20 protein-coding genes and 2 pseudogenes are annotated in these 23,398 nt (G+C 33.8%); 16 read left to right on the top strand and 6 right to left on the bottom strand.

Features of this window, described 5'->3' with window-relative positions:
- The first annotated feature begins 277 nt into the window (after nucleotides 1–277).
- The 9 genes from argB (at nucleotide 278) to B0A58_RS12145 (ending at nucleotide 9,463) form a co-directional block, all read left to right on the top strand.
- Nucleotides 278–1,072 carry an acetylglutamate kinase gene (gene argB / locus B0A58_RS12185; protein WP_089081285.1) on the top strand — a complete coding sequence of 265 codons (795 nt, stop codon included), beginning with the start codon at nucleotides 278–280 and terminating at the stop codon, nucleotides 1,070–1,072.
- Between the two features lie 63 nt (nucleotides 1,073–1,135).
- Nucleotides 1,136–2,206 carry a M20 family metallo-hydrolase gene (locus B0A58_RS12180; RefSeq protein ID WP_089081284.1) on the top strand — a complete coding sequence of 357 codons (1,071 nt, stop codon included), beginning with the start codon at nucleotides 1,136–1,138 and terminating at the stop codon, nucleotides 2,204–2,206.
- Nucleotides 2,207–2,326: 120 nt separating this feature from the next.
- Nucleotides 2,327–3,607: an argininosuccinate lyase gene (argH, locus tag B0A58_RS12175; RefSeq protein ID WP_089081290.1), complete on the top strand. Its 1,281-nt coding sequence runs from the start codon at nucleotides 2,327–2,329 to the stop codon at nucleotides 3,605–3,607.
- A gap of 204 nt (nucleotides 3,608–3,811) precedes the next feature.
- Nucleotides 3,812–4,672 (top strand): Rpn family recombination-promoting nuclease/putative transposase, encoded by an 861-nt coding sequence (locus tag B0A58_RS12170; RefSeq protein WP_089081283.1) that lies wholly within the window; start codon nucleotides 3,812–3,814, stop codon nucleotides 4,670–4,672.
- Between the two features lie 63 nt (nucleotides 4,673–4,735).
- Entirely contained in the window at nucleotides 4,736–5,596 is an 861-nt protein-coding gene (locus tag B0A58_RS12165) for an Rpn family recombination-promoting nuclease/putative transposase (protein WP_089081282.1), read from the top strand.
- Between the two features lie 261 nt (nucleotides 5,597–5,857).
- Nucleotides 5,858–7,012, top strand: a complete 1,155-nt coding sequence (locus B0A58_RS12160) for an aminotransferase class V-fold PLP-dependent enzyme (RefSeq protein WP_089081281.1) — start codon at nucleotides 5,858–5,860, stop codon at nucleotides 7,010–7,012.
- Nucleotides 7,013–7,117: 105 nt separating this feature from the next.
- Complete coding sequence (locus tag B0A58_RS12155) at nucleotides 7,118–7,447, top strand: hypothetical protein (protein ID WP_089081280.1); 330 nt, start codon at nucleotides 7,118–7,120, stop codon at nucleotides 7,445–7,447.
- Between the two features lie 13 nt (nucleotides 7,448–7,460).
- Entirely contained in the window at nucleotides 7,461–8,099 is a 639-nt protein-coding gene (locus B0A58_RS12150; RefSeq protein WP_089081279.1) for an alpha/beta hydrolase, read from the top strand.
- 191 nt (nucleotides 8,100–8,290) lie between these two features.
- A complete protein-coding gene (locus B0A58_RS12145; RefSeq protein WP_014084571.1) occupies nucleotides 8,291–9,463 on the top strand; it encodes a cytochrome-c peroxidase in 1,173 nt (390 codons plus the stop codon).
- Nucleotides 9,464–9,636: 173 nt separating this feature from the next.
- Here the strand turns inward: B0A58_RS12145 and sucD are convergent, their stop codons facing one another.
- From sucD to efp, 4 genes and pseudogenes are all read right to left on the bottom strand, one after another.
- Nucleotides 9,637–10,509, bottom strand: coding sequence for a succinate--CoA ligase subunit alpha (sucD, locus tag B0A58_RS12140; RefSeq protein ID WP_014084572.1), 873 nt, complete (start codon nucleotides 10,507–10,509; stop codon nucleotides 9,637–9,639).
- Between the two features lie 105 nt (nucleotides 10,510–10,614).
- Nucleotides 10,615–11,754, bottom strand: a complete 1,140-nt coding sequence (locus tag B0A58_RS12135) for a hypothetical protein (RefSeq protein WP_089081278.1) — start codon at nucleotides 11,752–11,754, stop codon at nucleotides 10,615–10,617.
- A gap of 11 nt (nucleotides 11,755–11,765) precedes the next feature.
- Nucleotides 11,766–12,698: a UDP-3-O-(3-hydroxymyristoyl)glucosamine N-acyltransferase gene (locus tag B0A58_RS12130; RefSeq protein WP_089081277.1), complete on the bottom strand. Its 933-nt coding sequence runs from the start codon at nucleotides 12,696–12,698 to the stop codon at nucleotides 11,766–11,768.
- A gap of 107 nt (nucleotides 12,699–12,805) precedes the next feature.
- Nucleotides 12,806–13,373: pseudogene (gene efp / locus B0A58_RS12125) on the bottom strand (elongation factor P).
- A 352-nt stretch (nucleotides 13,374–13,725) separates the two neighbouring features.
- On the opposite strand from efp, the gene B0A58_RS12120 reads away from it, so the two are divergent.
- The gene (locus B0A58_RS12120; protein ID WP_089081276.1) at nucleotides 13,726–15,504 is read left to right on the top strand and encodes an AMP-dependent synthetase/ligase; all 1,779 of its coding nucleotides are present in this window, start codon (nucleotides 13,726–13,728) and stop codon (nucleotides 15,502–15,504) included.
- A gap of 10 nt (nucleotides 15,505–15,514) precedes the next feature.
- Entirely contained in the window at nucleotides 15,515–16,015 is a 501-nt protein-coding gene (locus B0A58_RS12115) for a DUF456 domain-containing protein (protein ID WP_089081275.1), read from the top strand.
- Nucleotides 16,016–16,610: 595 nt separating this feature from the next.
- On the opposite strand, the gene B0A58_RS12110 is transcribed toward B0A58_RS12115, so the two are convergent.
- Complete coding sequence (locus B0A58_RS12110) at nucleotides 16,611–17,078, bottom strand: hypothetical protein (RefSeq protein WP_089081274.1); 468 nt, start codon at nucleotides 17,076–17,078, stop codon at nucleotides 16,611–16,613.
- A gap of 14 nt (nucleotides 17,079–17,092) precedes the next feature.
- Nucleotides 17,093–19,729, bottom strand: a complete 2,637-nt coding sequence (alaS, locus tag B0A58_RS12105) for an alanine--tRNA ligase (RefSeq protein ID WP_089081273.1) — start codon at nucleotides 19,727–19,729, stop codon at nucleotides 17,093–17,095.
- A gap of 344 nt (nucleotides 19,730–20,073) precedes the next feature.
- On the opposite strand from alaS, the gene B0A58_RS12100 reads away from it, so the two are divergent.
- From B0A58_RS12100 to B0A58_RS12080, 5 genes and pseudogenes are all read left to right on the top strand, one after another.
- Complete coding sequence (locus B0A58_RS12100) at nucleotides 20,074–21,054, top strand: M23 family metallopeptidase (RefSeq protein ID WP_014084581.1); 981 nt, start codon at nucleotides 20,074–20,076, stop codon at nucleotides 21,052–21,054.
- Between the two features lie 26 nt (nucleotides 21,055–21,080).
- Nucleotides 21,081–21,413: a MerR family transcriptional regulator gene (locus B0A58_RS12095; RefSeq protein WP_014084582.1), complete on the top strand. Its 333-nt coding sequence runs from the start codon at nucleotides 21,081–21,083 to the stop codon at nucleotides 21,411–21,413.
- Between the two features lie 28 nt (nucleotides 21,414–21,441).
- Nucleotides 21,442–22,026, top strand: a complete 585-nt coding sequence (locus B0A58_RS12090) for a LemA family protein (protein WP_089081272.1) — start codon at nucleotides 21,442–21,444, stop codon at nucleotides 22,024–22,026.
- Nucleotides 22,027–22,097: 71 nt separating this feature from the next.
- Nucleotides 22,098–22,537: pseudogene (locus B0A58_RS12085) on the top strand (TPM domain-containing protein).
- Complete coding sequence (locus tag B0A58_RS12080) at nucleotides 22,534–23,325, top strand: TPM domain-containing protein (protein ID WP_089081271.1); 792 nt, start codon at nucleotides 22,534–22,536, stop codon at nucleotides 23,323–23,325. The pseudogene B0A58_RS12085 and the gene B0A58_RS12080 overlap by 4 nt, the downstream one beginning before the upstream one ends.
- The last annotated feature ends 73 nt before the right edge of the window (nucleotides 23,326–23,398 follow it).

The raw sequence follows: 23,398 nt of genomic DNA, 5'->3' as shown, positions 1-23,398 counted from the left end.
TAGAGGTTAGAAATTAGAGGTTAGAGGTTAGAGGTTAGAGGTTAGAGGTTAAAATTATACTTTAAATCTTTCAAATTTTAAATCTTTTAATCTTTTAATCTTTCATTCTTTCAATCTTTCAATCTTTTAATCTTTCAATCATTCAATCTTTCAATCTTTCAATCTTTCAATCTTTCAATCTTTCAATCTTTCAATCTTTCAATCTTTCAATCTTTCAATCTTTCAATTTTTCAATCTTTCAATCTTTCAATCTTTTTCAATAAATCAATATAAAACAATGAACCCAAATACCCCAAAAACCCCGCTGACTATCGTAAAAATTGGCGGAAATATTATAGACAATCCCGTTGAGTTAGCGCATTTTCTAACTGATTTTGCTGCCATAAAAGGCCAAAAAATAATCGTTCATGGCGGTGGCAAATCGGCTACAAAATTAGCCCAGTCTATGGGGCTTGTACCTCAAATGGTAGAAGGACGTCGCATTACAGATGCGGCCATGCTCGATGTCGTTGTGGGAGTATATGCAGGACAAATCAACAAAAATATAGTAGCCCAGTTACAAGCACAAAACACCAATGCCATCGGATTTTCGGGTGCCGATGGCAACACCATTTTGTCCGAAAAACGAAATCACCCCACTATCGATTTTGGTTTTGTAGGCGATGTCGTTAAAGTAAACACCCAGCTACTCAACACACTGATTACCAACAATATTACGCCCGTTTTTTGTGCCATTACACACAACGGAAAAGGACAATTACTCAACACCAATGCCGATACAATTGCTGCTGAACTGGCCATTGCATTGTCCGAAATATATGAAGTAACATTAACTTACTGTTTTGAAAAACCAGGAGTGTTGCTCAATGCTGAAGACGATCATTCGGTTATCGAATCCATCAATGCCAGTTTGTATCAAAGCCTCAAAAACCAAAAAACCATCCATTCTGGCATGATTCCAAAACTCGACAACTGTTTCCATTGCCTTTCAAAGGGTGTCAAATCCATCAAAATAGGCCATCACCACATGTTGCATCAGCCCAATAACAAACACACCACCATTGCCCTATAAAAAAATTCTGTTTTTTAAACGCAAAAAATCAATAGCACACCAATTTTTATAAAAATATCAAGCATGAAAACAATACAAACCCTTACAAACGAAGCCATTGAGCTACTCAAAAATCTCATTGAAACCCCTTCGTTTTCTAGCCAAGAAGACCAAACTGCTTTGTTAATCGAAAATTGGTTTACCACAAATAGCATCCCTTTTCAAAGAGAAAACAACAATATTTGGGCTTTCAACCAACATTTTAACCCCTCAAAACCCACGTTTTTACTCAATTCGCACCACGACACCGTAAAACCAAACCAAGGCTACACCCTCGACCCCTTTAAAGCCATTGTACAAAACGACCAACTTTTTGGCCTTGGTAGCAACGATGCAGGTGGCTGTTTGGTATCGCTAATGGCCACTTTTACTTACTTTTACAACCATCAAAACCTGTCGCACAACTTGGTCATCGTATGCTCTGCCGAGGAAGAAAGCAGCGGCAAAAATGGGCTAAACAGCGTACTTAAACACCTACCCGAACTCGACTGTGCCATTGTGGGCGAGCCAACAGAAATGCAACTTGCCATTGCCGAAAAAGGCCTCTTGGTGCTCGATGTCATGGTGCCCGGAACCGCTAGCCACGCCGCACATACCAACAACGACAACCCCATATACAACAGCATCAAAACCATCCAATGGTTTCAAAACTTCCAATTCGACAAAGTTTCAGATGTTTTAGGCCCCGTCAAAATGACCGTTACACAAATCAATGCAGGCAAACAACACAACGTGGTTCCAGCAGAATGCCACCTCGTAATAGACATTCGTGTAAACGACAAATACACCAACCAACAAGTATTAGATATTGTAAAACAGCACGTTACCGCAAACATAGCCCCACGTTCCATGCACCTCAACGCCTCGGCTATCAATTGCAACCACAAACTCGTTCAAGCAGGCATTGCCCTCGGCAGATCCACTTATGGCTCCCCCACCCTATCAGACCAATCGGTACTATCCTGCCAATCACTCAAACTCGGACCCGGCTTATCCCTTCGTTCTCACACCGCAAACGAATTCATTTTGCTCTCCGAAATTCAACAAGCCATACCTTTGTATATCAATATCCTAACCAATTATTTAACCCTTTAATTTTCAGGAGCTTATCCCGCTATCCGTTGCAATCTTTTGTGGGCAAACCCTGCCCACAAAAGGATTTCCACTTCTATCGGGGCTAGTCAAAATATAAATCAACATCTAATTTCAATCAACATGAAACTCTGGGAAAAAGGAATACCAACCGACAAACAAATTGAACAATTTACCGTTGGCAACGACCGTGAACTCGATTTAGTACTGGCCAAATACGATGCCATGGGCTCTATTGCACACGCCAAAATGCTACAACAAATAGGATTACTCACCTCCACCGAATCCTCAAACCTCGAAGCTGCACTCCTCGAAATCATATCCGATATCCAACATGGCAACTTCCAAATTGAAGACTCCTTCGAAGACGTACACTCTAAAATAGAATACCTACTCACAAAAAAACTAGGCGACGCAGGCAAAAAAATTCACACCGCCCGCTCCCGAAACGACCAAGTACTAGTAGATGTACACCTCTATCTCAAAGACGAAATACAATACCTCAAAACACAAGTCAAAAACCTTTTCGACCTGCTCATGCAACGGGCAGACCAACACCAAAATGTACTCCTACCAGGATACACCCACCTACAAATTGCCATGCCGTCGTCCTTCGGATTATGGTTTGCAGCCTATGCCGAAAGCCTCATCGACGACATGACAATGCTACAAGCAGCCCATAAAATTGTCGATCAAAACCCTCTTGGTTCTGCCGCCGGATATGGAAGCTCCTTCCCCATAAACCGCACTTTTACCACTACACAACTGGGTTTTGCAACACTAAAATTCAATGCCGTAGCCGCTCAAATGAGCCGTGGCAAAGCCGAAAAAACAATCGCTTTTGCCATGAGTAGTATTGCTGCAACACTCTCAAAACTGGCCATGGACGTATGCCTTTATATGAGCCAAAATTTTGATTTCATCAGCCTACCTCCTCACCTAACCACAGGCTCCAGCATCATGCCACACAAAAAAAACCCCGATGTATTTGAACTTATCCGTGGCAAATGCAACAAAATTCAAGCGCTACCCTACGAAATAACACTCATTACAAACAACCTGCCCAGCGGCTACCACCGCGATTTGCAATTATTAAAAGAAGGCTTGTTTCCAGCCATCCAAACCCTCAAGGCCTGCTTAGACATGGCACATTTTGCCATCAAAGACATACAAGTAAAAAACCATATCCTTGCCGATTCAAAATACGACTACCTCTTTACAGTGGACACCCTCAACGAAATGGTCGTAGCCGGAATCCCGTTCAGAGACGCCTATAAAACCGTTGCCGAACAACTCGAAAATGGCACTTACCAATCGCCAAAAGCCACCAAACACACCCACGAAGGCAGCATCAACAACTTGTGTCTTCAAGACATCAAAAACAAAATGGAAGCGGCATTATAACTCCAAAAAAACTGTCAAACACAATGACAGTTTTTTTTTGCCCCACTCCCACTATAACTTTCAACATCAAAGATACCCACCTAAAAAAGTGTGTAAAGTTTCTTGCTGTTAAACACCAACCATGAATTAAAAAAAAATAAAATTCCAATGACAATACATGCAAATTGAAGATTAAATTGTATTTTTGTTAAAAATATATTGAAAATGAAGGCAAAGTACATCAATCCATTTACAGATTTTGGATTTAAAAAAATATTCGGAGAAGAAGCAAGCAAACCGTTGTTGCTTGACTTTCTGAATGCCCTTTTGCCCGAAAATGACAAAATCGTAAGCCTTTCTTTCAAAAATATTGAACAACTTGGACAAACAGAATTTGACAGAAAAGCCATTTATGATATCTATTGCGAAAACGAAAATGGCGAAAAATTTATTGTCGAATTACAAAAAGCAAAGCAAAATTATTTTAAAGAAAGAACCATTTATTACTCCACTTTTCCCATACAAGAGCAGGCAGAAAGAGGCGAATGGAACTATAATTTGAAAGCAGTATATTGCATTGGTATTCTCGATTTTACCTTTGATGATTATGAAACCGAACCCGAAAAAAGCGAAGTAATTCACACTATAAAACTCAAAAATCAAAACGGAAAAACATTTTATGATAAATTGACTTACATTTATCTCGAAATGCCAAATTTTGACATAAAAGAAGCCGATTTGAAAACCAGAATTGAGCAATGGTTGTATTTTATCAAATATTTAGAAGACTTTCAATCTATTCCAACTATTTTTAACGATGCTATTTTTTATAAAGCATTTGAAAAAGCAGAAATAGCCAAATATAATCCAAACGAACTGATGAAATATGAAGACAGCCTGAAAAATTACCGAGATCTAAAAGGTGTAATAGACACCGCTTTTGACGAAGGAAAACTAGAAGGAATTCAAGAAGGAATATTGGAAGGAAAACTAGAAACAGCTAAATCTTTGAAAAAACTAGGCATTTCTATTGACTTAATTATAGAAGCAACGGGACTTTCTAAAGAAGAAATCGAAAAATTATAATAAAAACAACGATCATTCAGGAATCAAAAATAAATTGTATTTTTGTTAAAAATATATTGAAAAATGAAGGCAAAGTACATCAATCCATTTACAGATTTTGGATTTAAAAAAATATTCGGAGAAGAAGCAAGCAAACCGTTGTTGCTTGACTTTCTGAATGCCCTTTTGCCCGAAAATGACAAAATTGTAAGCCTTTCTTTCAAAAATATTGAACAACTTGGACAAACAGAATTTGACAGAAAAGCCATTTATGATATCTATTGCGAAAACGAAAATGGCGAAAAATTTATTGTCGAATTACAAAAAGCAAAGCAAAATTATTTTAAAGAAAGAACCATTTATTACTCCACTTTTCCCATACAAGAGCAGGCAGAAAGAGGTGAATGGAACTATAATTTGAAAGCAGTTTATTGCATTGGTATTTTGGATTTTACCTTTGATGATTATGAAACCGAGCCCGAAAAAAACGAAGTAATTCACACTATAAAACTCAAGAATCAAAACGGAAAAATATTTTATGATAAATTGACTTACATTTATCTCGAAATGCCAAATTTTGATACAAAAGAAGCCGATTTGAAAACCAGAATTGAGCAATGGTTGTATTTTATCAAACATTTGGAAGACTTTCAATCTATTCCAACTATTTTTAACGATGCTATTTTTTATAAAGCATTTGAAAAAGCAGAAATAGCCAAATATAATCCAAACGAACTGATGAAATATGAAGACAGCCTGAAAAATTACCGAGATCTAAAGGGTGTAATAGACACCGCTTTTGACGAAGGAAAACTAGAAGGAATATTGGAAGGAATATTGGAAGGAAAACTAGAGACAGCTAAATCTTTGAAAAAACTAGGCATTTCTATTGACTTAATTATAGAAGCAACCGGACTTTCTAAAGAAGAAATCGAAAAATTATAAGAAAAGCACTTCTAATGAAATTTGTGTATTGATCGTTTTATGGTGCAAGTTACCAACAATGAATTAAAAAAAATATAATTCCAATGACAATAAATGCAAATTGAAGATTCATTGAAGTCATTTTCTATAAAGTATTGGTAAAAAATCCAAAAGAAATTAATTTTTTATTACTTTTGAAGCGTCAATTTACTTTAAACATTGTCTCTAGTTTTTCATAAAGGGGCTTGCAAGTAGGATCAAATTTTTCAAAACATCACAACAATGAAATCACAATTTTTATTAAATCCTGATATTACATTCTTAAACCATGGCTCGTTTGGAGCTAGTCCAAAACCTGTTTTTGAAAATTATCAGTTTTGGCAATTGGAATTAGAAAAAGAACCCGTTCAGTTTTTACAAAAAAAACAAGCCATTTATTTAAACCAAGCAAAAAACGCATTAGCCGCCTATATTAATTGCGAGGCAGACGATTTCTTTTTTACTCAAAACCCAACATTTGCCATAAATGTTGTCATGCGAAACTTGAATTTACAAGCGGGAGACGAAATTTTAACAACCAATCACGAATATGGTGCAATGGATAGAACATGGCACTATTATTGCAAAAAAACGGGTGTAAAATATGTTAGACAACCCATTTCATTACCAATTGTAAGTCAAGAACAAATAGTAGAAGAGTTTTGGAAAGGTTATACTCCAAAAACTAAAGTTGTTTTTATCAATCAAATGTCGAGTGCAACGGCTTTGCTATTTCCTGTCAAAGAAATCATTGCAAAAGCCAAATCACTTGGTTTGATAACTATTGTTGATGGTGCACATGTACCAGGTCATATTGATTTGGATATCAACGACTTAGACCCTGATTTTTATACCGGAACCACTCACAAATGGCTATTGGCTCCAAAAGGTAGCTCTTTTTTATATGTAAATAAAAAATTTCAAAAAAATTTAGACCCTTTAATCGTTAGTTGGGGTTACGAAAGTGTTATGCCTAGTTCAAATCCTTTTTTAGATTTGCACGAAATCCAGGGCACTCGCGATATTGCTGCTTTTTTGAGTGTGCCTACAGCAATTGAATTTGTAACTCAAGCCAACTATTTAGAACAACAAACTGCTGCCAAACAATTGGTTTTGGACCAATACCATTCCATTTGCCAACTATTAGACACTTCTCCTTTATGTCCAGTAAACAATACATTTTTAGGACAAATGGCCAGTGTACCTATACAAACCAAACAACCGATGGTGTTAAAAGAAATGTTGTATAACGAGTATCAAATTGAAATTCCTATTATGAATTTGAATGATCAAAATTATATTAGATATTCTATTAATGTGTATAATACAATTGATGATTTAGAAAAACTTAAATCAGCATTGCTCGATATAAAAAATAAAAATTCAGAATTATTATAAATCTTTGGAATGATGCTATGGAATAACTGTTGTAAATTTTGCAACAACGTTGGGTCAAAATTTTATATTTACACAAATTCCAAACGGAATTAAACACGAAATTTTATGGAAAAAAGTACGATCGAATCTGGTAAAAATAGGGCCATTATAAGTTATATATTTATAGTTGGAGTTTTTATAGCGATGTCTATGAATTCAGAAAATAAAAATTCATTTGCTTCATTTCACATCAGACAGGCTTTAGGCCTATCAATATTATTTATTTCATTAGGACTCCTAGTAAGTAATTTTGGTTCTGTTTATATCACAATGTCAATGTGGATCGGAATTTCTGTATTGTGGGTTTACGGGATGTTTAGTGCTGTAAATGGATCTACAAAACCAATGCCTATTGTTGGAGATTTATTTCAAAAATATTTAAAAACCATCAGTTAAATCATATTTAATTATGTCATTACAATACCTAGTTAGAGAACCCAAAATAAAATTAGAAAAAAATCCCCTATTATTGTTGCTTCATGGTTATGGAAGTAACGAGCACGATTTATTTTCGTTTGCTAATGAATTGCCAGACCATTATTATGTAGTATCTGTTCAAGCTCCATATTCGTTACAATATGGAAGTTATGCTTGGTATGCCATCAATTTTGATGCCGACGAAAATAAGTTTTCCGACATCGAACAGGCCAAACAGTCGAGAGACTTAATTGTAGCTTTTTTAGACGAATTGTTCAAACTGTATGCTATAGACAAACACGATGTCAATTTGATTGGTTTTAGCCAAGGGGCTATTTTGAGCTATGCAATAGCCCTATCTTATCCACAAAAAATTAAAAAAGTTGTAGCCATGAGTGGCTACATGATCAGCGATACATTTTTAGAAGGATTTGATACTCATGACTTTAGCCATTTGAGTATTTTTCATTCACACGGAACTGTAGATCAGGTAATTCCAGTGGAATGGGCCAGAAAAGCAGGCCCTTTTTTAGACACACTACATATTCATCATGTATATAAAGAATACCCTATTGGCCATGGTGTTTCGCCTCAAAATTTTTATGATTTTAAAAATTGGTTAATCGAATAATACCTTTTACCAAGTCATCTTAATAACTTCATTTGACAAGATTTTACTTTTTTAATAAAATTTTAAGAGTATTTAAAAAATATATTTAAAAAAAATACAATATCTATCGTTTTTAACCGTTTATTGTTAAATTTGTAAAATCATTTTAATATTAATTAATGACGATGGCTAAACTTTTAAAACCCAACAAGATGAAAAAAATTTTATTGCTCATACCCATTTTTCATATTTTATGCTCCTGTAATAAAAGTGAAGATTATCAAGAAGTAGAAACCTATCCAAATGTAAAAGCTGCTTTTGGAAACAAAATTGACTTGACCAATTTATACAATTATGCCAATCAAACTGTTCCTGCCTATATTACTAAAAACAATGTTGGTGGCAATCCGATAACTGACAAAGGAGCTACTCTGGGTCGGGTTTTATTTTATGACAAAAATTTATCTTCAAACAATACCATTTCATGTGCTAGTTGTCATATTCAGGCCAATGCTTTTTCAGATCCAGTAGTGGCAAGTGTTGGAGTAAATGGCACTACGGGTCGCCATGCCATGCGACTTATCAATACACGATTTGCCAACGAAACCAAGTTTTTTTGGGACGAGCGTGCTTCTTCATTAGAAATTCAAACTACGCAACCGATTCAAAATCATATCGAAATGGGATTTAGTGGCACCAATGGCGATGGCACTATGGCTACTGTAATTGCAAAACTGCAAAACATTGGCTATTATAAAGAACTCTTTAAATTTGTATATGGATCTGAAACCATTACGGAATCCAAAATACAATTGGCATTAGCACAATTTATCAAAAGTATCCAATCCTTTGACTCAAAATATGATGCAGGCAGAGCTTTAGTTGCCAATGATGGCCAGAATTTTCCAAATTTTACAACTCAAGAAAATCTGGGCAAAAACATATTTCTTACACCTCCTGTTTTTGATGCTACAAGTACCAGAACAAGCGGCGGTTTTGGTTGTGCAGGTTGCCATGCAGCACCAGAATTTGACATAGATCCCAACACTAAAAACAATGGAATAGTAGGAACAATTGGCAGTAATGTTTTGGATTTGACCAATACCAGAGCACCTTCGTTACGAGATTTGGTTAACCAAGCTGGTAACCCAAATTCGCCAATGATGCACACAGGAGTAATCACTACGCTAAATGCTGCAATTGGTCATTATGGTACCATAAACACACCTCCAGGCAATACCAATTTAGACCCTCGATTGAAACCTAATGGTGTTGGACAAAAATTAAATGTTACGGCAACTGAAGTACAAGCTGTTGTGGCATTCCTAAAAACGCTTTCAGGTAACAATGTTTATACAGACCCAAAATGGTCTAATCCTTTTTAACCTAAAATATATTTTAATTTATAATACCAAATATACATATAAAATATATTTGATATAAAAAAAGCGGCATCAAATAATGCCGCTTTTTTTATTCGTGTATTTGACCTGTTTTAGAATCATAAAAGCCCGTACGAATACGGGCTTTATATATATATTTAAAATTTTTTAGCAAACTAACCTAAAACTTCTTTTACTTTTTTTCCAATTTCAGCTGGAGAATCTACTACATGAATACCACATTCTCTCATGATACGTTTTTTAGCTTCAGCCGTATCATCTGCACCACCAACAATAGCACCTGCATGTCCCATAGTTCTTCCTTTTGGAGCTGTTTCGCCAGCAATAAAACCTACAACAGGTTTTCTATTTCCATCAGCTTTGATCCATTTTGCTGCATCAGCTTCCAACTGTCCGCCAATTTCACCAATCATTACAATACAATTGGTTTCTGGATCGTTCATCAACAATTCTACTGCTTCTTTAGTAGTTGTACCAATGATTGGATCACCACCAATTCCAATAGCAGTTGTTATTCCTAATCCTTGTTTCACAACTTGATCCGCAGCTTCGTAAGTTAAAGTTCCTGATTTAGAAACAATTCCAACACTTCCTTTTTTGAAAACAAAACCTGGCATGATTCCTACTTTTGCTTCTTCTGGTGTAATTACACCTGGACAGTTTGGCCCAATTAACCTACAATTTTTATCTTTAATAAATTCGTATGCCTTAATCATGTCTGCAACAGGAATTCCCTCTGTAATGGCAATAATCACTTTAATGCCTGCATCGGCTGCTTCCATAATGGCATCGGCTGCAAATGCTGGTGGAACGAAAATAATTGTTGTATCGGCACCTGCTTGATCTACTGCATCTTTTACAGTATTAAAAACTGGACGATCTAAATGGGTAGTACCACCTTTGCCTGGTGTAACACCACCTACAACGTTTGAACCGTATTCAATCATTTGCGAAGCATGAAAAGTACCTTCACTTCCTGTGAAACCTTGCACAATGATTTTTGAATCTTTATTTACTAAAACACTCATGATATATTTTTATTTGTTTTTTATGAATAATGATGCAAAAATAAGGTATTAAGGTTAATATTTAAACATTTTTACAATTATTTTTGCTAAAAATTGAATGTTTTTTTATTGATACGTGAATATATCATTTTTTCGATACGGATATTTGTAAATATGAAACACTGCTTTTGCATTTGGATTTGAAAGTTTCCACTTTTGTATGATTTTTTCGTACACTCTTTTTTCAGGATAAACCACTATGTGTAACTCTTTCAATGCCCAATCATCACTTTGAATTACAGATTGGGTTTTGCAAAATGTTTTTTTTGAGCTGTAATAGGGTTCGTATTGCTTTGTTTCCAGAGGATTTTCTATACAAATTTCCATTTTCATACTGCTTCCAGAATACAAATTGAAAGATAAAAAATGATCCCAAATGCCAAAAAAATTGGTTAATGGCATTATACCTAATAAAACAAATAAAATCATGTTTTTTCCTGAAAATAGCTTTATCCAATTTAATGTTTCAGTTTGTACTTTTTTTATAAAAATAAGATACAAAAGTCCAATCATCAATACATTCCATGGCCAAACAATTACATTATAGTTTAAACCTATGGGTGTTATCAAAACCAAAATAAAAACATGCATCCCTATCATGAGCCATGCTGCCCTATTTTGAAATCGAGTGAAGCAAAGGGCTATACCAGCAAATGTTTCTATCAATCCTAAAATATAACCTGATTGATAGAGCCAAGGTGATTGAATTGTAGTATAATCAAGTCCTATGAAACGGTGTAATATCATATTTTGCCAAACATTATACAAAAATCCTGAATTTAATTTATGTAAACCGCTATTAAAATAAATAACAATTAACAAAAATTGCAGTAAATTTGTAAATTTAATATTTTTTTTAAAAAATATTCCAGCAAATAAAAAAATTAAAATATACTGATAAATATAAGGTTGCCATCTGTTTTGATCTAATGCACAACTCAGAATTTCAAAAAAAATGGTAGAAAAATATATCCATCTACAATTAGTATTTATTAATGTAAATATTAAATGACATAAAACTACTATATATAAAAATAAATGAACACTATTTGGTATGTTTTCTAAAAACGCAAACGGTGGAACAAGCGGCAATAACCTGTCTGCAGTCCATAATTTGAAAGTACCTATTTTGGCTATTAACCAAAAAACTGCTGTCAAACGGATGGTCCATTGGGATTTTTGATACCAAATGTGTGGAATAGTCATTTTTTAAAGTTTTACAAATCTAATTTAGATATAATTTGAGGGATTTTTTTGATATTTGCCAATTGTTTTAGCTTTTCTCTTGACTCTTCAATTGGTGTTCCAAAATAGGATTTGCCACCATCTACTGATTTTGTAACTCCCGTTTGTCCCATAATTACGGCTTTTGTTCCAATAGTTATGCCACTTGTTGTACCGACTTGCCCCCAAATTGTTACTTCATCTTCAATAATTACACAACCCGCAATACCAGTTTGCGATGCAATTAAACATTTTTTACCAATAATTGTATCGTGCCCAACATGAACTTGATTGTCAATTTTGGTGCCTTCGCCAATGGTTGTATCGCCAGACACCCCTTTGTCTATAGTGCATAAAGCTCCAATTCCAACATGATTTTCTATAACTACCCTACCTCCCGAAAGCAATTGATCGTATCCTTCGGGTCTTTTTTTGTAATAAAAAGCATCTGCTCCTATAATAGTTCCTGCATGAATAATTACATTATCGCCAATAACAGTATGATCATAAATGGTTACATTTGGATGAATAATACAGTTATTTCCTATAGACACATGATATCCAATAAAACAATTGGGCTGAATTATAGTATGTTTTCCTATTTTGGCTGTTGCAGCAATGGCTACATTCGAGGGTTTAAAAGGATTAAAATACTGCGTTAATACATTAAAATCTCTAAAAGGATCGTCTGAAATAAGTAAGGCTTTACCTTCAGGACAATCCACTTTTTTATTAATTAAAATAATAGTGGCTGCAGATTGTAGTGCTTTGTCATAATATTTTGGATGATCGACAAAAACAATATCCCCAGCTGTAACAACATGTATTTCATTCATTCCTAAAACTGGAAAATCGGGCGATCCTACATAGGAACAATTTAATATTTGAGCAATGGCTTGTAATTTTTGTGGTGTTTCAAATGTCATACTATTTAGTTTGAAATTGTTTTATTTTTTAACAAAAAAATCATTATAAAATTTGAAAATATTCAAAAATTATAATGATTCTTTAAAATTTTTATAGGGTTAAGAATTTATTCTTTAACACGTTCCATATAATTTCCTGTAGCCGTTTCAATTTTAATTTTATCACCTTCATTGATAAACAATGGCACGTTTACTTGAGCACCTGTTTCTACAGTTGCTGATTTGGTTGCGTTGGTTGCTGTATTCCCCTTTTACCCCAGGCTCTGCATACGTAACTTCTAAAATTACCGAAGCAGGCATATCCACAGAAAGCGGTAAATCTGTTTCGGTATTGATGCTAATCATCACATTTTCACCTTCTTTTAATAAATCGGGGGCATCCAAAACGTTTTTGTTTAATGAAATTTGCTCGTAAGATTCTACATTCATAAAATGAAACAATTCTCCCTCTGGGTATAAAAATTGAAATTTATGATTCTCTACTCGAATATCTTCAATTTTATGACCTGCCGAAAATGTGTTATCTAAAACTTTTCCATTGGTCAAACTTTTTAATTTTGTTCGTACAAATGCTGGTCCTTTTCCTGGTTTTACGTGCAAAAATTCGATGATTTTATAAATATCGTGATTAAACTTTATACACAATCCGTTTTTAATATCTGCGGTAGTTGCCATATTGTAATTTTTTTTATAATTATAACTTTTCAGGCTGCGAATATAAAAAAACTATCTTACATACGAATTATGAGACAGCAATTAAGTGAAAAAAAATATGAAATAAATAAATTTTTAATTCAATACATGGTCGATTTTTCATTTATAAATCAAAGCCGTTTAGTTAAGCCTTAATGGGTTATCTCGCATCTTTATCAAAGTTTTAAACTTTGACGTCTGATTACAAGTTTGTTATTAAATTGAATTGCAATCAAAATAAATAGTTAAATTTTTAAAAAAAATCAATAAAAAATTGCTATTTTATTAAATTTTATTAAATTTGAAACCAACTATAATTTTTATTAATGCTGTTATGACAACAATCAAAAGGTTATTCGATTTTCCATATTATCAACTAGAAAAATTTAATATTGAAGACGCTCTAGTAACCAAACAAAATGGTAGCTGGATTAAAACATCAACACAACAATATATCAACAAAGCAAATGCTATATCCAGAGCATTACTACAACTTCAGGTACAAAAAAATGATAAAATAGCCATTATTTCTTCTAATAATCGTACGGAATGGCATATTATGGACGTTGGTATATTACAAACGGGTGCTCAAACTGTTCCTATTTATCCTACTATATCACAAGAAGATTACGAATATATTTTAAATCATTCAGAGGCATCCTATTGTTTTGTGTCGGATGCCGAAGTGCTTCAAAAAGTGTTGAACATCAAGTCTAATACTCCTCATTTGAAAGGTATTTATTCATTTAACGAGCTCGACAATTGTACCAATTGGGGCACGTTATTGGATTTAGGGCACGATGATACTTTGCAAAATGAAGTAGAAAACAGAAAGAATGGAGTTTTGGAAACTGATTTGGCCACAATAATTTATACCTCTGGCACAACAGGTAAACCAAAAGGTGTCATGCTCTCGCATCAAAATATCGTATCAAACGTTTTGGATAGTGCCCCTCGAATACCTTTTGAGCAAGGAAAAACAAGAGCACTAAGCTTTTTGCCCATTTGTCATATTTTTGAAAGAATGATTTTATATTTGTATCAATATTATGGTGTTTCTGTTTATTTTGGTGAATCTATAGAAAAAATTAGCGACAATTTAAAAGAAGTTCAGCCCAATGTAATAACCGCTGTACCTAGATTGCTTGAAAAAGTATATGACAAAATTATTGCAAAAGGCACAGATTTGAAAGGACTAAAAAAGAAATTGTTTTTTTGGGCTATTGATTTAGGATTGAAATACGAACCCTATCAAGCCAATGGTTTTTGGTATGAATTACAATTGAAAATAGCACGAAAACTAATCTTTAGCAAATGGAAAGAAGGATTGGGAGGCAATATTGAATTATTGGTTTCGGGTAGTGCCGCATTGCAACCCCGATTGACACGGATTTTTGCTGCAGCCAACATACCTGTAATGGAAGGCTATGGTTTAACAGAAACGTCCCCAGTAATATCTGTAAACGATATGAGAAACAAGGGTTTTAAAGTGGGCACCGTTGGAAAAGTTATTCAAAATGTAACCGTAAAAATTGCCGAAGATGGCGAAATATTATGCAAAGGACCCAATGTAATGCTGGGATACTATAAAGATGAGGAAAAAAGTAGGGAGGCATTAAAAGACGGTTATTTTTATACAGGAGATATTGGAAACATTGATAGTGAAGGGTTTTTGAAAATAACGGACAGAAAAAAAGAAATGTTCAAAACATCTGGCGGTAAATATATAGCACCACAAATGCTAGAAAATGCTATGAAACAATCTCGTTTTATAGAACAAATTATGGTTATTGGCGATGGAGAAAAAATGCCAGGAGCTTTTATTCAAATTAATTTTGATTTCATCAAAGAATGGGCTGCATTGCACCATATCGAAATAGGAAATTCGAATCGTGAAATAGTTGAAAACAACGATGTGATCAAGAGAATTAAATCTGAAGTTGAATTGATCAATCAAAAATTTGGCAATTGGGAACAAATCAAAAGATTTGAATTAACCCCCAATATTTGGTCCATAGATGGTGGCGAATTGACACCAACATTGAAATTAAAACGTAAAATTATATTAGAAAAATACAATTATTTATATGAAAAAATATATAAAAATATATAAATAATTTATAATGGATTACGTTTTTTTGATACTTGGTTTTATATGTGTTCTCATAGGATTGTTTGGTAGTTTTTTGCCAGCGCTTCCTGGACCGCCTTTAAGTTGGGTTGGTTTATTATTGTTGTATTTTTGCAAAGGAATGGCATATAATTTTTGGATTTTAGGTATTACCTTTTCTATTGCTGTTGCTATTGCTGTATTAGATTATATCATTCCTGCCAAAGGAACACAATATTTTGGCGGGAGTAAATATGGTATTTGGGGCACAAATATCGGTATTGTAGTAGGTTTTTTTATCCCAATTCCATTTGGTTTTTTAATTGCTCCATTTATTGGTGCTTTTATTGGCGAATTGGTATTTAATGCACAAGATCAAAATAGGGCCTTGAGGGCTGCAACTGGTTCTTTTTTAGGTTTTTTGGCAGGTACATTTATGAAAATAGTTGTTAGTTTGATTTTTTTTATTTTATATATTATTTTAGTTTTTCAAAATCAATCTGTATGGTTTTAATAGGTTTCAAAAGGGTTTATATCAACTTTTTATCAATAACTTTGAAAAATGTAAAAGACCAATTATGTAAATAAACATTATGGATAACAAGCCATTTTCATAAATTTTGATTTGGAATTACTAAAAAAAGAGGCTTATATTAAAAAGTTTACTTTTTAATGTTTAACGCATTTTTGAATTAAAATACTATATTAAAGATGTCAAATTACAAAGATAGTTTGTCATTTTTAGTACAAAAAAAATTAAATAAAAGTAATATTTCATTTGTAATTTTTTCCTTTTTTTGGCAAATAACATAAAAAATGATTTATAATTTTTCAGATGTAATCTTCTTTTTGATTACAAAATTATATTTATTATAACACTTTTTCATTCATCTAGTGGTATTGCTATTGTATCCTCCATAAGATGAGTTAAATAAAAAAAGAGGCACAAATACCTCTTTTTTTATAAATATCTAGATTTGGATAACAACTCTAATAGTAATATTTTAATTGCTTGAAATTAAATGAAACTTTGTCTGTTTTTTGGAAAAATATTTGACAAAGCTATGTCATGATCCTTTTCGGTTTAAAGGTTTTTTTTTACCCAAACTTCAATTGCTACCTTTTTTAAGCTGTTCTAACCGTGTTTCTTTTTCTTTTATACGGTCTTTTAATAAAGCAATATCTTGTTCAATTTTGTTGATTTTCTTTTTATTTTTTTCAATTTTAGCAGTTACTTGATCTATGTTTTTCTGTATTTTTTCGTTCTTATCATCTGTTTTTTGCAACGCTTTCAATTGAGCCAATTCAATCTCCTTTTTTTGATTTTTTGATTCTAATTTTGCTTTCTTAAATATCTGGTTTTGTACTTCGTTTGACAATGAAAATTGATTTCTTTGCATTTGCATCATCAATCGCAATTGTTCTTGTTGCATCCTCATTTGTTGCTGTTGCATCAACATTTGTTGATTTTGTTGCATCATGCGATATTGGTTCTGAAGCTGATTGTTTATATTGTAATTTTGCGAAAATACATTGGCATAAATCATTAACAAAAGGGCAAATACTACGTTTTTCATATTGATGACTTCATTTATTTTATAAAATCAACCGCTTTAGATAAAGCCTCAGCAATTCCAGCTGCATTTTTTCCACCAGCAGTTGCAAAGAAAGGCTGTCCTCCTCCGCCACCTTGAATAAATTTCCCTAATTCACGAACTACCTGTCCTGCATTTAGGTTTTTGGCAGCGACCAATTCTTTTGATATATAGCAGGTTAACATCGGTTTGTTTTCTTCGGCTGTGGCCAAAACTAAAAACAGATTAGTACCTAAATTACCTAATTCATAAGCCAAATCTTTAGCGCCCTCTGGATTCAAATCGACTTGTGTTGCCAAGAATTGAACGCCATTAACCTCTTGAATTTGAGTAACCAAACTCGTTTTCAAATGTTTCACTTTGTCTTTCATCAAAGCTTCAATTTGTTTTGACAATTTAGCATTTTCGTCTTGCAAATGATGAACGGCTTTCAAAATATCTTGAGGGTTTTTCAACGCCCCTTTAATCTCGTTTAAAGTTGTTTCATACGTTTTAAAATGTGCTTTTACCGCATCACTTGTAATGGCCTCGATACGACGAATTCCTGCTGCCACCGCACCTTCAGAAACAATTTTAAAATGCCATATTTCAGCCGTATTATTTACGTGGATTCCACCACACAATTCCATGCTTTCGCCAAATTTAATCGCACGAACGTTATCCCCATATTTTTCGCCAAACAATGCCATCGCACCTTCATCTAAAGCTTGTTGAATTGGAATACTTCTTCTTTCTATCAAAGGCAATTGCTCTTGAATTCGAGCATTTACAAAATTTTCCACCGCTTGCAATTCTTCATCCGTCATTTTAGAAAAATGTGAAAAGTCAAAACGCAAGTAATTTGGGTTAACCAAAGATCCTTTTTGCTCCACATGCGTTCCTAAAATACTTCTCAAGGCTTGGTGCATTAAATGCGTAGCAGAGTGATTGCGAGACGATAAAGTTCTCAAATCCGTATTTACTTTTGCCACAAAGCTAGCCGATACATTTTCTGGCAATTGCTTCGCTATATGCAAAATCAAATTATTCTCTTTTTTGGTATCGATAATTTCAATAGCCTCGTTAGCCGAAACTAAAGTTCCTTTATCTCCCACTTGTCCACCTCCTTCAGGGTAAAACGGTGTAGCGTCCAAAACGATTTGGTACAAAACCCCGTCTTTTTTACTGTCAATTTTTCTGATTCTCGAAATTTTAACTTCATTTTCTGTTTGGTCGTAACCCACAAATTGCTCCACATTTCCAGGAATCAAAACAGACCAATCTTCGGTTGAAACTTCTGAAGCAGCACGCGAACGTGATTTTTGTTCTTCTAAGCAAGTTTCATATTCTTTTAGGTCAAAAGTGAACTTCTTTTCAGATAAAATTAGCGAAGTTAAATCTAACGGAAATCCAAAAGTATCGTATAATTCAAATACAACTTTACCCGAAATTTCTTGGCTAGTTGCTTGTTTCATCACGTTTTCAAGCAATTGAATTCCTTGATCCAAAGTTCTTAAAAACGAAGCTTCTTCTTCGCGAATCACATTGGTAACCAAGGTTTGTTGTGATTTGATTTCAGGGAAAAATTCACTTAATTGATTTGATAATACCGCTACCAACTCATATATAAAAGGTTCTTTGGTATTCAAAAATGTAAATCCATAACGGATGGCACGACGTAAAATACGACGAATCACGTAACCCGCACCAGTGTTTGATGGCAATTGACCATCCGCAATAGCAAACGCTACCGCACGAACGTGATCAGCCACTACTCGAATGGCGATGTTGGTTTTGTTTTGTTCTTCCGAAATATTTTGAATTTCGTTTGAAGTATATTTTAAACCTGTAATTTGTTCTACTTTTTCAATTAGCGGACTAAAAACATCCGTGTCATAATTCGACGTTTTTCCTTGTAAAGCCATACACAAACGCTCAAATCCCATTCCGGTATCCACGTGTTGTGCTGGTAATTTTTCTAGAGAACCATCCGCTTTACGGTTGAATTCCATAAATACATTGTTCCAAATTTCAACCACTTGTGGATGATCATTGTTCACCAAACTCTTACCAGAAACTAAAGCTTTTTCTTCTGCTGAACGCAAATCCACATGAATTTCAGAACAAGGGCCACAAGGTCCTTGATCGCCCATTTCCCAGAAATTGTCTTTTTTATTTCCTAAAATGATGCGGTCTTCATCAATCAATTCCTTCCATAAATCCCATGCTTCTTGATCAAAAGGTACATTTTCGTCTGGGTTTCCTTCAAAAACAGAAACGTATAAATTTTCTTTTGGAATTTTATACACCTCAGTCAATAATTCCCATGCCCAGTTGATAGCGTCTTTTTTGAAATAATCACCAAAAGACCAATTTCCCAGCATTTCAAACATGGTATGGTGGTAAGTATCAAAACCTACATCCTCCAAATCGTTGTGTTTTCCAGAAACACGAAGACATTTTTGGGTATCGGCAATACGTTTACTTTTTGGAGTTCCGTTGCCTAAAAAATATTCTTTGAACTGTGCCATTCCAGAGTTATTAAACATCAGGGTTGGGTCGTCTTTTAGAACGATAGGTGCCGAAGGAACGATTAAGTGTCCTTTGCTTTGAAAAAAGTCCAAAAATTGTTTGCGTACGTCTTGTGATTTCATGGTTTTATTTATAAGAGTCAATTGATTTATGCTAAAATATATTTTAGGCACAAAAATACATTTTTTTATCAAATGAAAAAGTAAAATTTAAAATAGAAATTATAGCAATAAATGGAAATATTATTGATTGAATGTGCTTTGCAAAAAATATTTATCTATCTAAATAACAGCTATTTAGAATAATTAAAAAGAAAAATAGCTCAAAGCAAATGGTTTTACCAAAAGGTGTCTCAATATAAAACATAACCATAAAAAAGAGCATTTATAACAAATTTAAGAAAAAAAGTGAAACATTTTTAAATTTTATTCGTATAATTGTAAAATTAAAAAAGTTACAATAAAAAATGTCAAAAAAAGTCAAATATTATTACGATTCTGAAAGCTTGGCTTATCGCAAAATAACTACCAAAAAAGGCAAAAAAATAGCCTATATTGGATTATTTTTACTTTCGTCTGCGTTATTTGGTTTTTTAAGTTTTTTGGTTTTGTTAAACACCCCTTTTTTTGAAACACCAAAAGACAAAGTCCTGACACGAGAAACTGACAATTTGAAGATTCAATATGCCATTTTGAGCAAAAAATTAGAACAAGCAGAGGAAGTTTTGGCAGATATAGAAGATAGAGATAATAATTTGTATCGGGTATATTTTAACACGGCAGCCATTTCTAATGAAGAACGCAAGTCTGGCTTTAAAGGAAAAAACAGGTACAAAGAATTAGAAGGTTATGACAATTCCGAATTGGTAATAAGTACTTCAAAACGGTTAGATGTTTTGTCAAAAGCTTTAGCAATTCAATCAAAATCATTAGACCAAATTTTTGCGTTAGCCAAATCAAAAGAACAATTGCTAACAGCTATTCCGGCTATACAACCTGTAAAAAACGAACATTTAAAACGAATGGCTTCGGGATTTGGATATAGAAGTGATCCGTTTACAAAGGTAAGAAAAATGCATCAAGGTATGGATTTTTCGGCTGCAACTGGAACGCCTGTATATGCCACAGGCGATGGTATTGTAGATAGAGCAGACAATAGAGCCTCTGGCTATGGCAACCATATTGTTATCCGACATGGATTTGGTTATGAAACCCTATATGCACATTTGAGTAGGTATAATAGTGGTGTGGGCAAACATGTAAAAAGAGGAGATGTTATTGGTTTTGTTGGTAGTACAGGACGTTCTGAAGGACCACATTTGCATTATGAAGTACACAAAGATGGTAATGTTGTCAATCCATTAAACTTTTATTATGGTAATATTTCGGCAGCAGATTATGTAGCTATTTCAAAAGTAGCCAATCAAGAAAATCAATCATTGGATTAATATTTTATCTATTAAAAAAAAAGAAAATGCACCTTGATTTAGCACCTGACAAAAGATATTTTAGTATTGGAGAATTAGCCAAAGCATTTGATGTAAATGCTTCGTTGATTAGATTTTGGGAGAAAGAATTTGATGTTTTAAAACCCAAAAAAAATGCAAAAGGCAATAGAATGTTTACCCAAGAAGATGTTCAAAATTTGAAATTAATCTATCATTTAGTCAAAGAAAGAGGTTTCACTTTGGATGGAGCCAAAACACATTTGAAAGAAAAACAGAAAAAAACATTAGACAAATTTGAAATTATTAGTAAATTAGAATCGATAAAGGCACAATTATTGCAAATCAAAAATGAACTATAACAAATAATAAATTAAAAAAACAGAAATTATGAAAAGATGGTTATTACCCGTAGGAATTATTGTTGGTCTAGTTGTTATAATTGGACTTTGGGTTATGGGAATTAAAAATTCGGCTTTAAGTTACAACCAAGCCAATGAAAAAGAATGGGGCAACGTACAAACAGCTTATCAACGTCGTAACGATTTGATAGGCAATTTAGTAAACACTGTAAAAGGAGCTGCAGAGTTTGAAAAAGGCACTTTGACAGCCGTAATAGAAGCCCGCTCTAAGGCAACAGCTGTAACAATTGATCCTAAAAACATTACACCAGAGCAGTTAGAAGAATTTAACCAAGCACAAAGTGGTGTATCTAGTTCATTATCAAGACTTTTAGTGAGTGTAGAAAGTTATCCAACTTTGAGAGCCAATGAAAATTTCTTGAAACTACAAGATGAATTGGCTAGTACCGAAAATCAAATTTTGACTGCAAGAACTAGATTTAACGAAACAGTTCAAGAATATAACAATTATGTTTTGAAAATGCCAAATAGTTTATTTTTGAGCGAATATAAAGAAAAACCTTACTTTAAAGCAGTTGCTGGAGCAGAAAAACCAGTAGAAGTTAAATTCTAATTGTTTACAAATCAACCAATACACTACCCATTTCATAGATTTTGAATGGGTAGTTTTAATTTATTTTAGCCATGTCAAAAGTAGAAGATTTTTTGAGCAAAGAAGAAGAGCAAGCCATAGTTGATGCCATTTGCAGGGCCGAAAAAAACACCTCGGGCGAAATTAGGGTTCATATTGAAAGTAAAACTACTTTGAATCCCATGCAAAGAGCCATAGAAGTTTTTAACAAGCTCGAAATGTATCAATCTGCTGCTGCAAATGCGGTTTTGATATATGTGGCAGTAGTAGATAAAAAATTTGCTATATGTGGCGACAAAGGAATCAATGAAGTAGTACCTCCAGATTTTTGGGAAAGTACCAAAAATGCGATGGCTGAACAATTTAAGCAAGGCTATTTAAACAAGGATTAATTGACGGCATAACGATGGCAGGACAACAATTACGACAATATTTTCCATATCAGGACGACGATAAAAACGAATTAACAAATGAAATATCCGTAGGACAATGAAAATAATCTTAAAAATCAAACATGTATTTCCTATTTTATTTCTCTTTTATAGCATTTGGTGTTCAGCTCAATTAACCATTCCTCCAAAACCATCGTTTCAAACATCGGTTTATGATTATGCAAATGTATTAGAGCCAAATGACAAAGCCAGCCTCGAACAAAAATTAATACACTATGCCGATAGTACCACCACACAAATTGTGGTAATTACAATTGAAAGTTTGAAGGGAGAAGACATAGGCATATTAACCTCAAAATGGGGACAAGCTTGGGGTATTGGAGGTACAAAAGCTAATGATAATGGTGTGATCATTTTATTGGCAAAAGCCGAAAGAAAAATTTGGATATCAGCAGGTTATGGACTCGAAGATCGATTAACAGCTGGAATTGGTGGCGAAATTACCCGAAAAATTATCATCCCCGAATTTAAAGCTGGAAGTTATTACAATGGTTTAGATAAAGGTACAGATGCTATTATTGATGTTTTTAAAGGCAAATATAAAGGTACTCGCCAATCAACAGAAGATCAATTGCCCATTTCAGTAATATTTTTAATCATTATTGTTTTAATCATTTTAATGATTATCATTTCTAAAAAAAGTGGTGGCGGTCGAAGTGGTGGCATGGGTAGTACGCCAAACTTATTAGATTTCATTATTTTAAGTAATATTGGAAGAGGTGGTGGATTTGGTGGTTCATCTGGCGGATTTGGTGGCAGTGGTGGTGGATTTGGCGGAGGATTTGGCGGAGGCGGTTTTTCTGGTGGTGGCAGCGGCGGTGATTGGTAAAAATCAACGCTACTATTTGTTGTAAATATAATTTCAAGTAATAAACATAATTACAAATCAATGTCGTTTAGTT

Source organism: Flavobacterium branchiophilum NBRC 15030 = ATCC 35035, assembly GCF_002217205.1.
Taxonomy (GTDB): Bacteria; Bacteroidota; Bacteroidia; order Flavobacteriales; family Flavobacteriaceae; genus Flavobacterium; species Flavobacterium branchiophilum.
The sequence above is the reverse complement of the archived record's forward strand: the minus strand, read 5'-3'. Positions and strand labels throughout refer to the sequence as shown.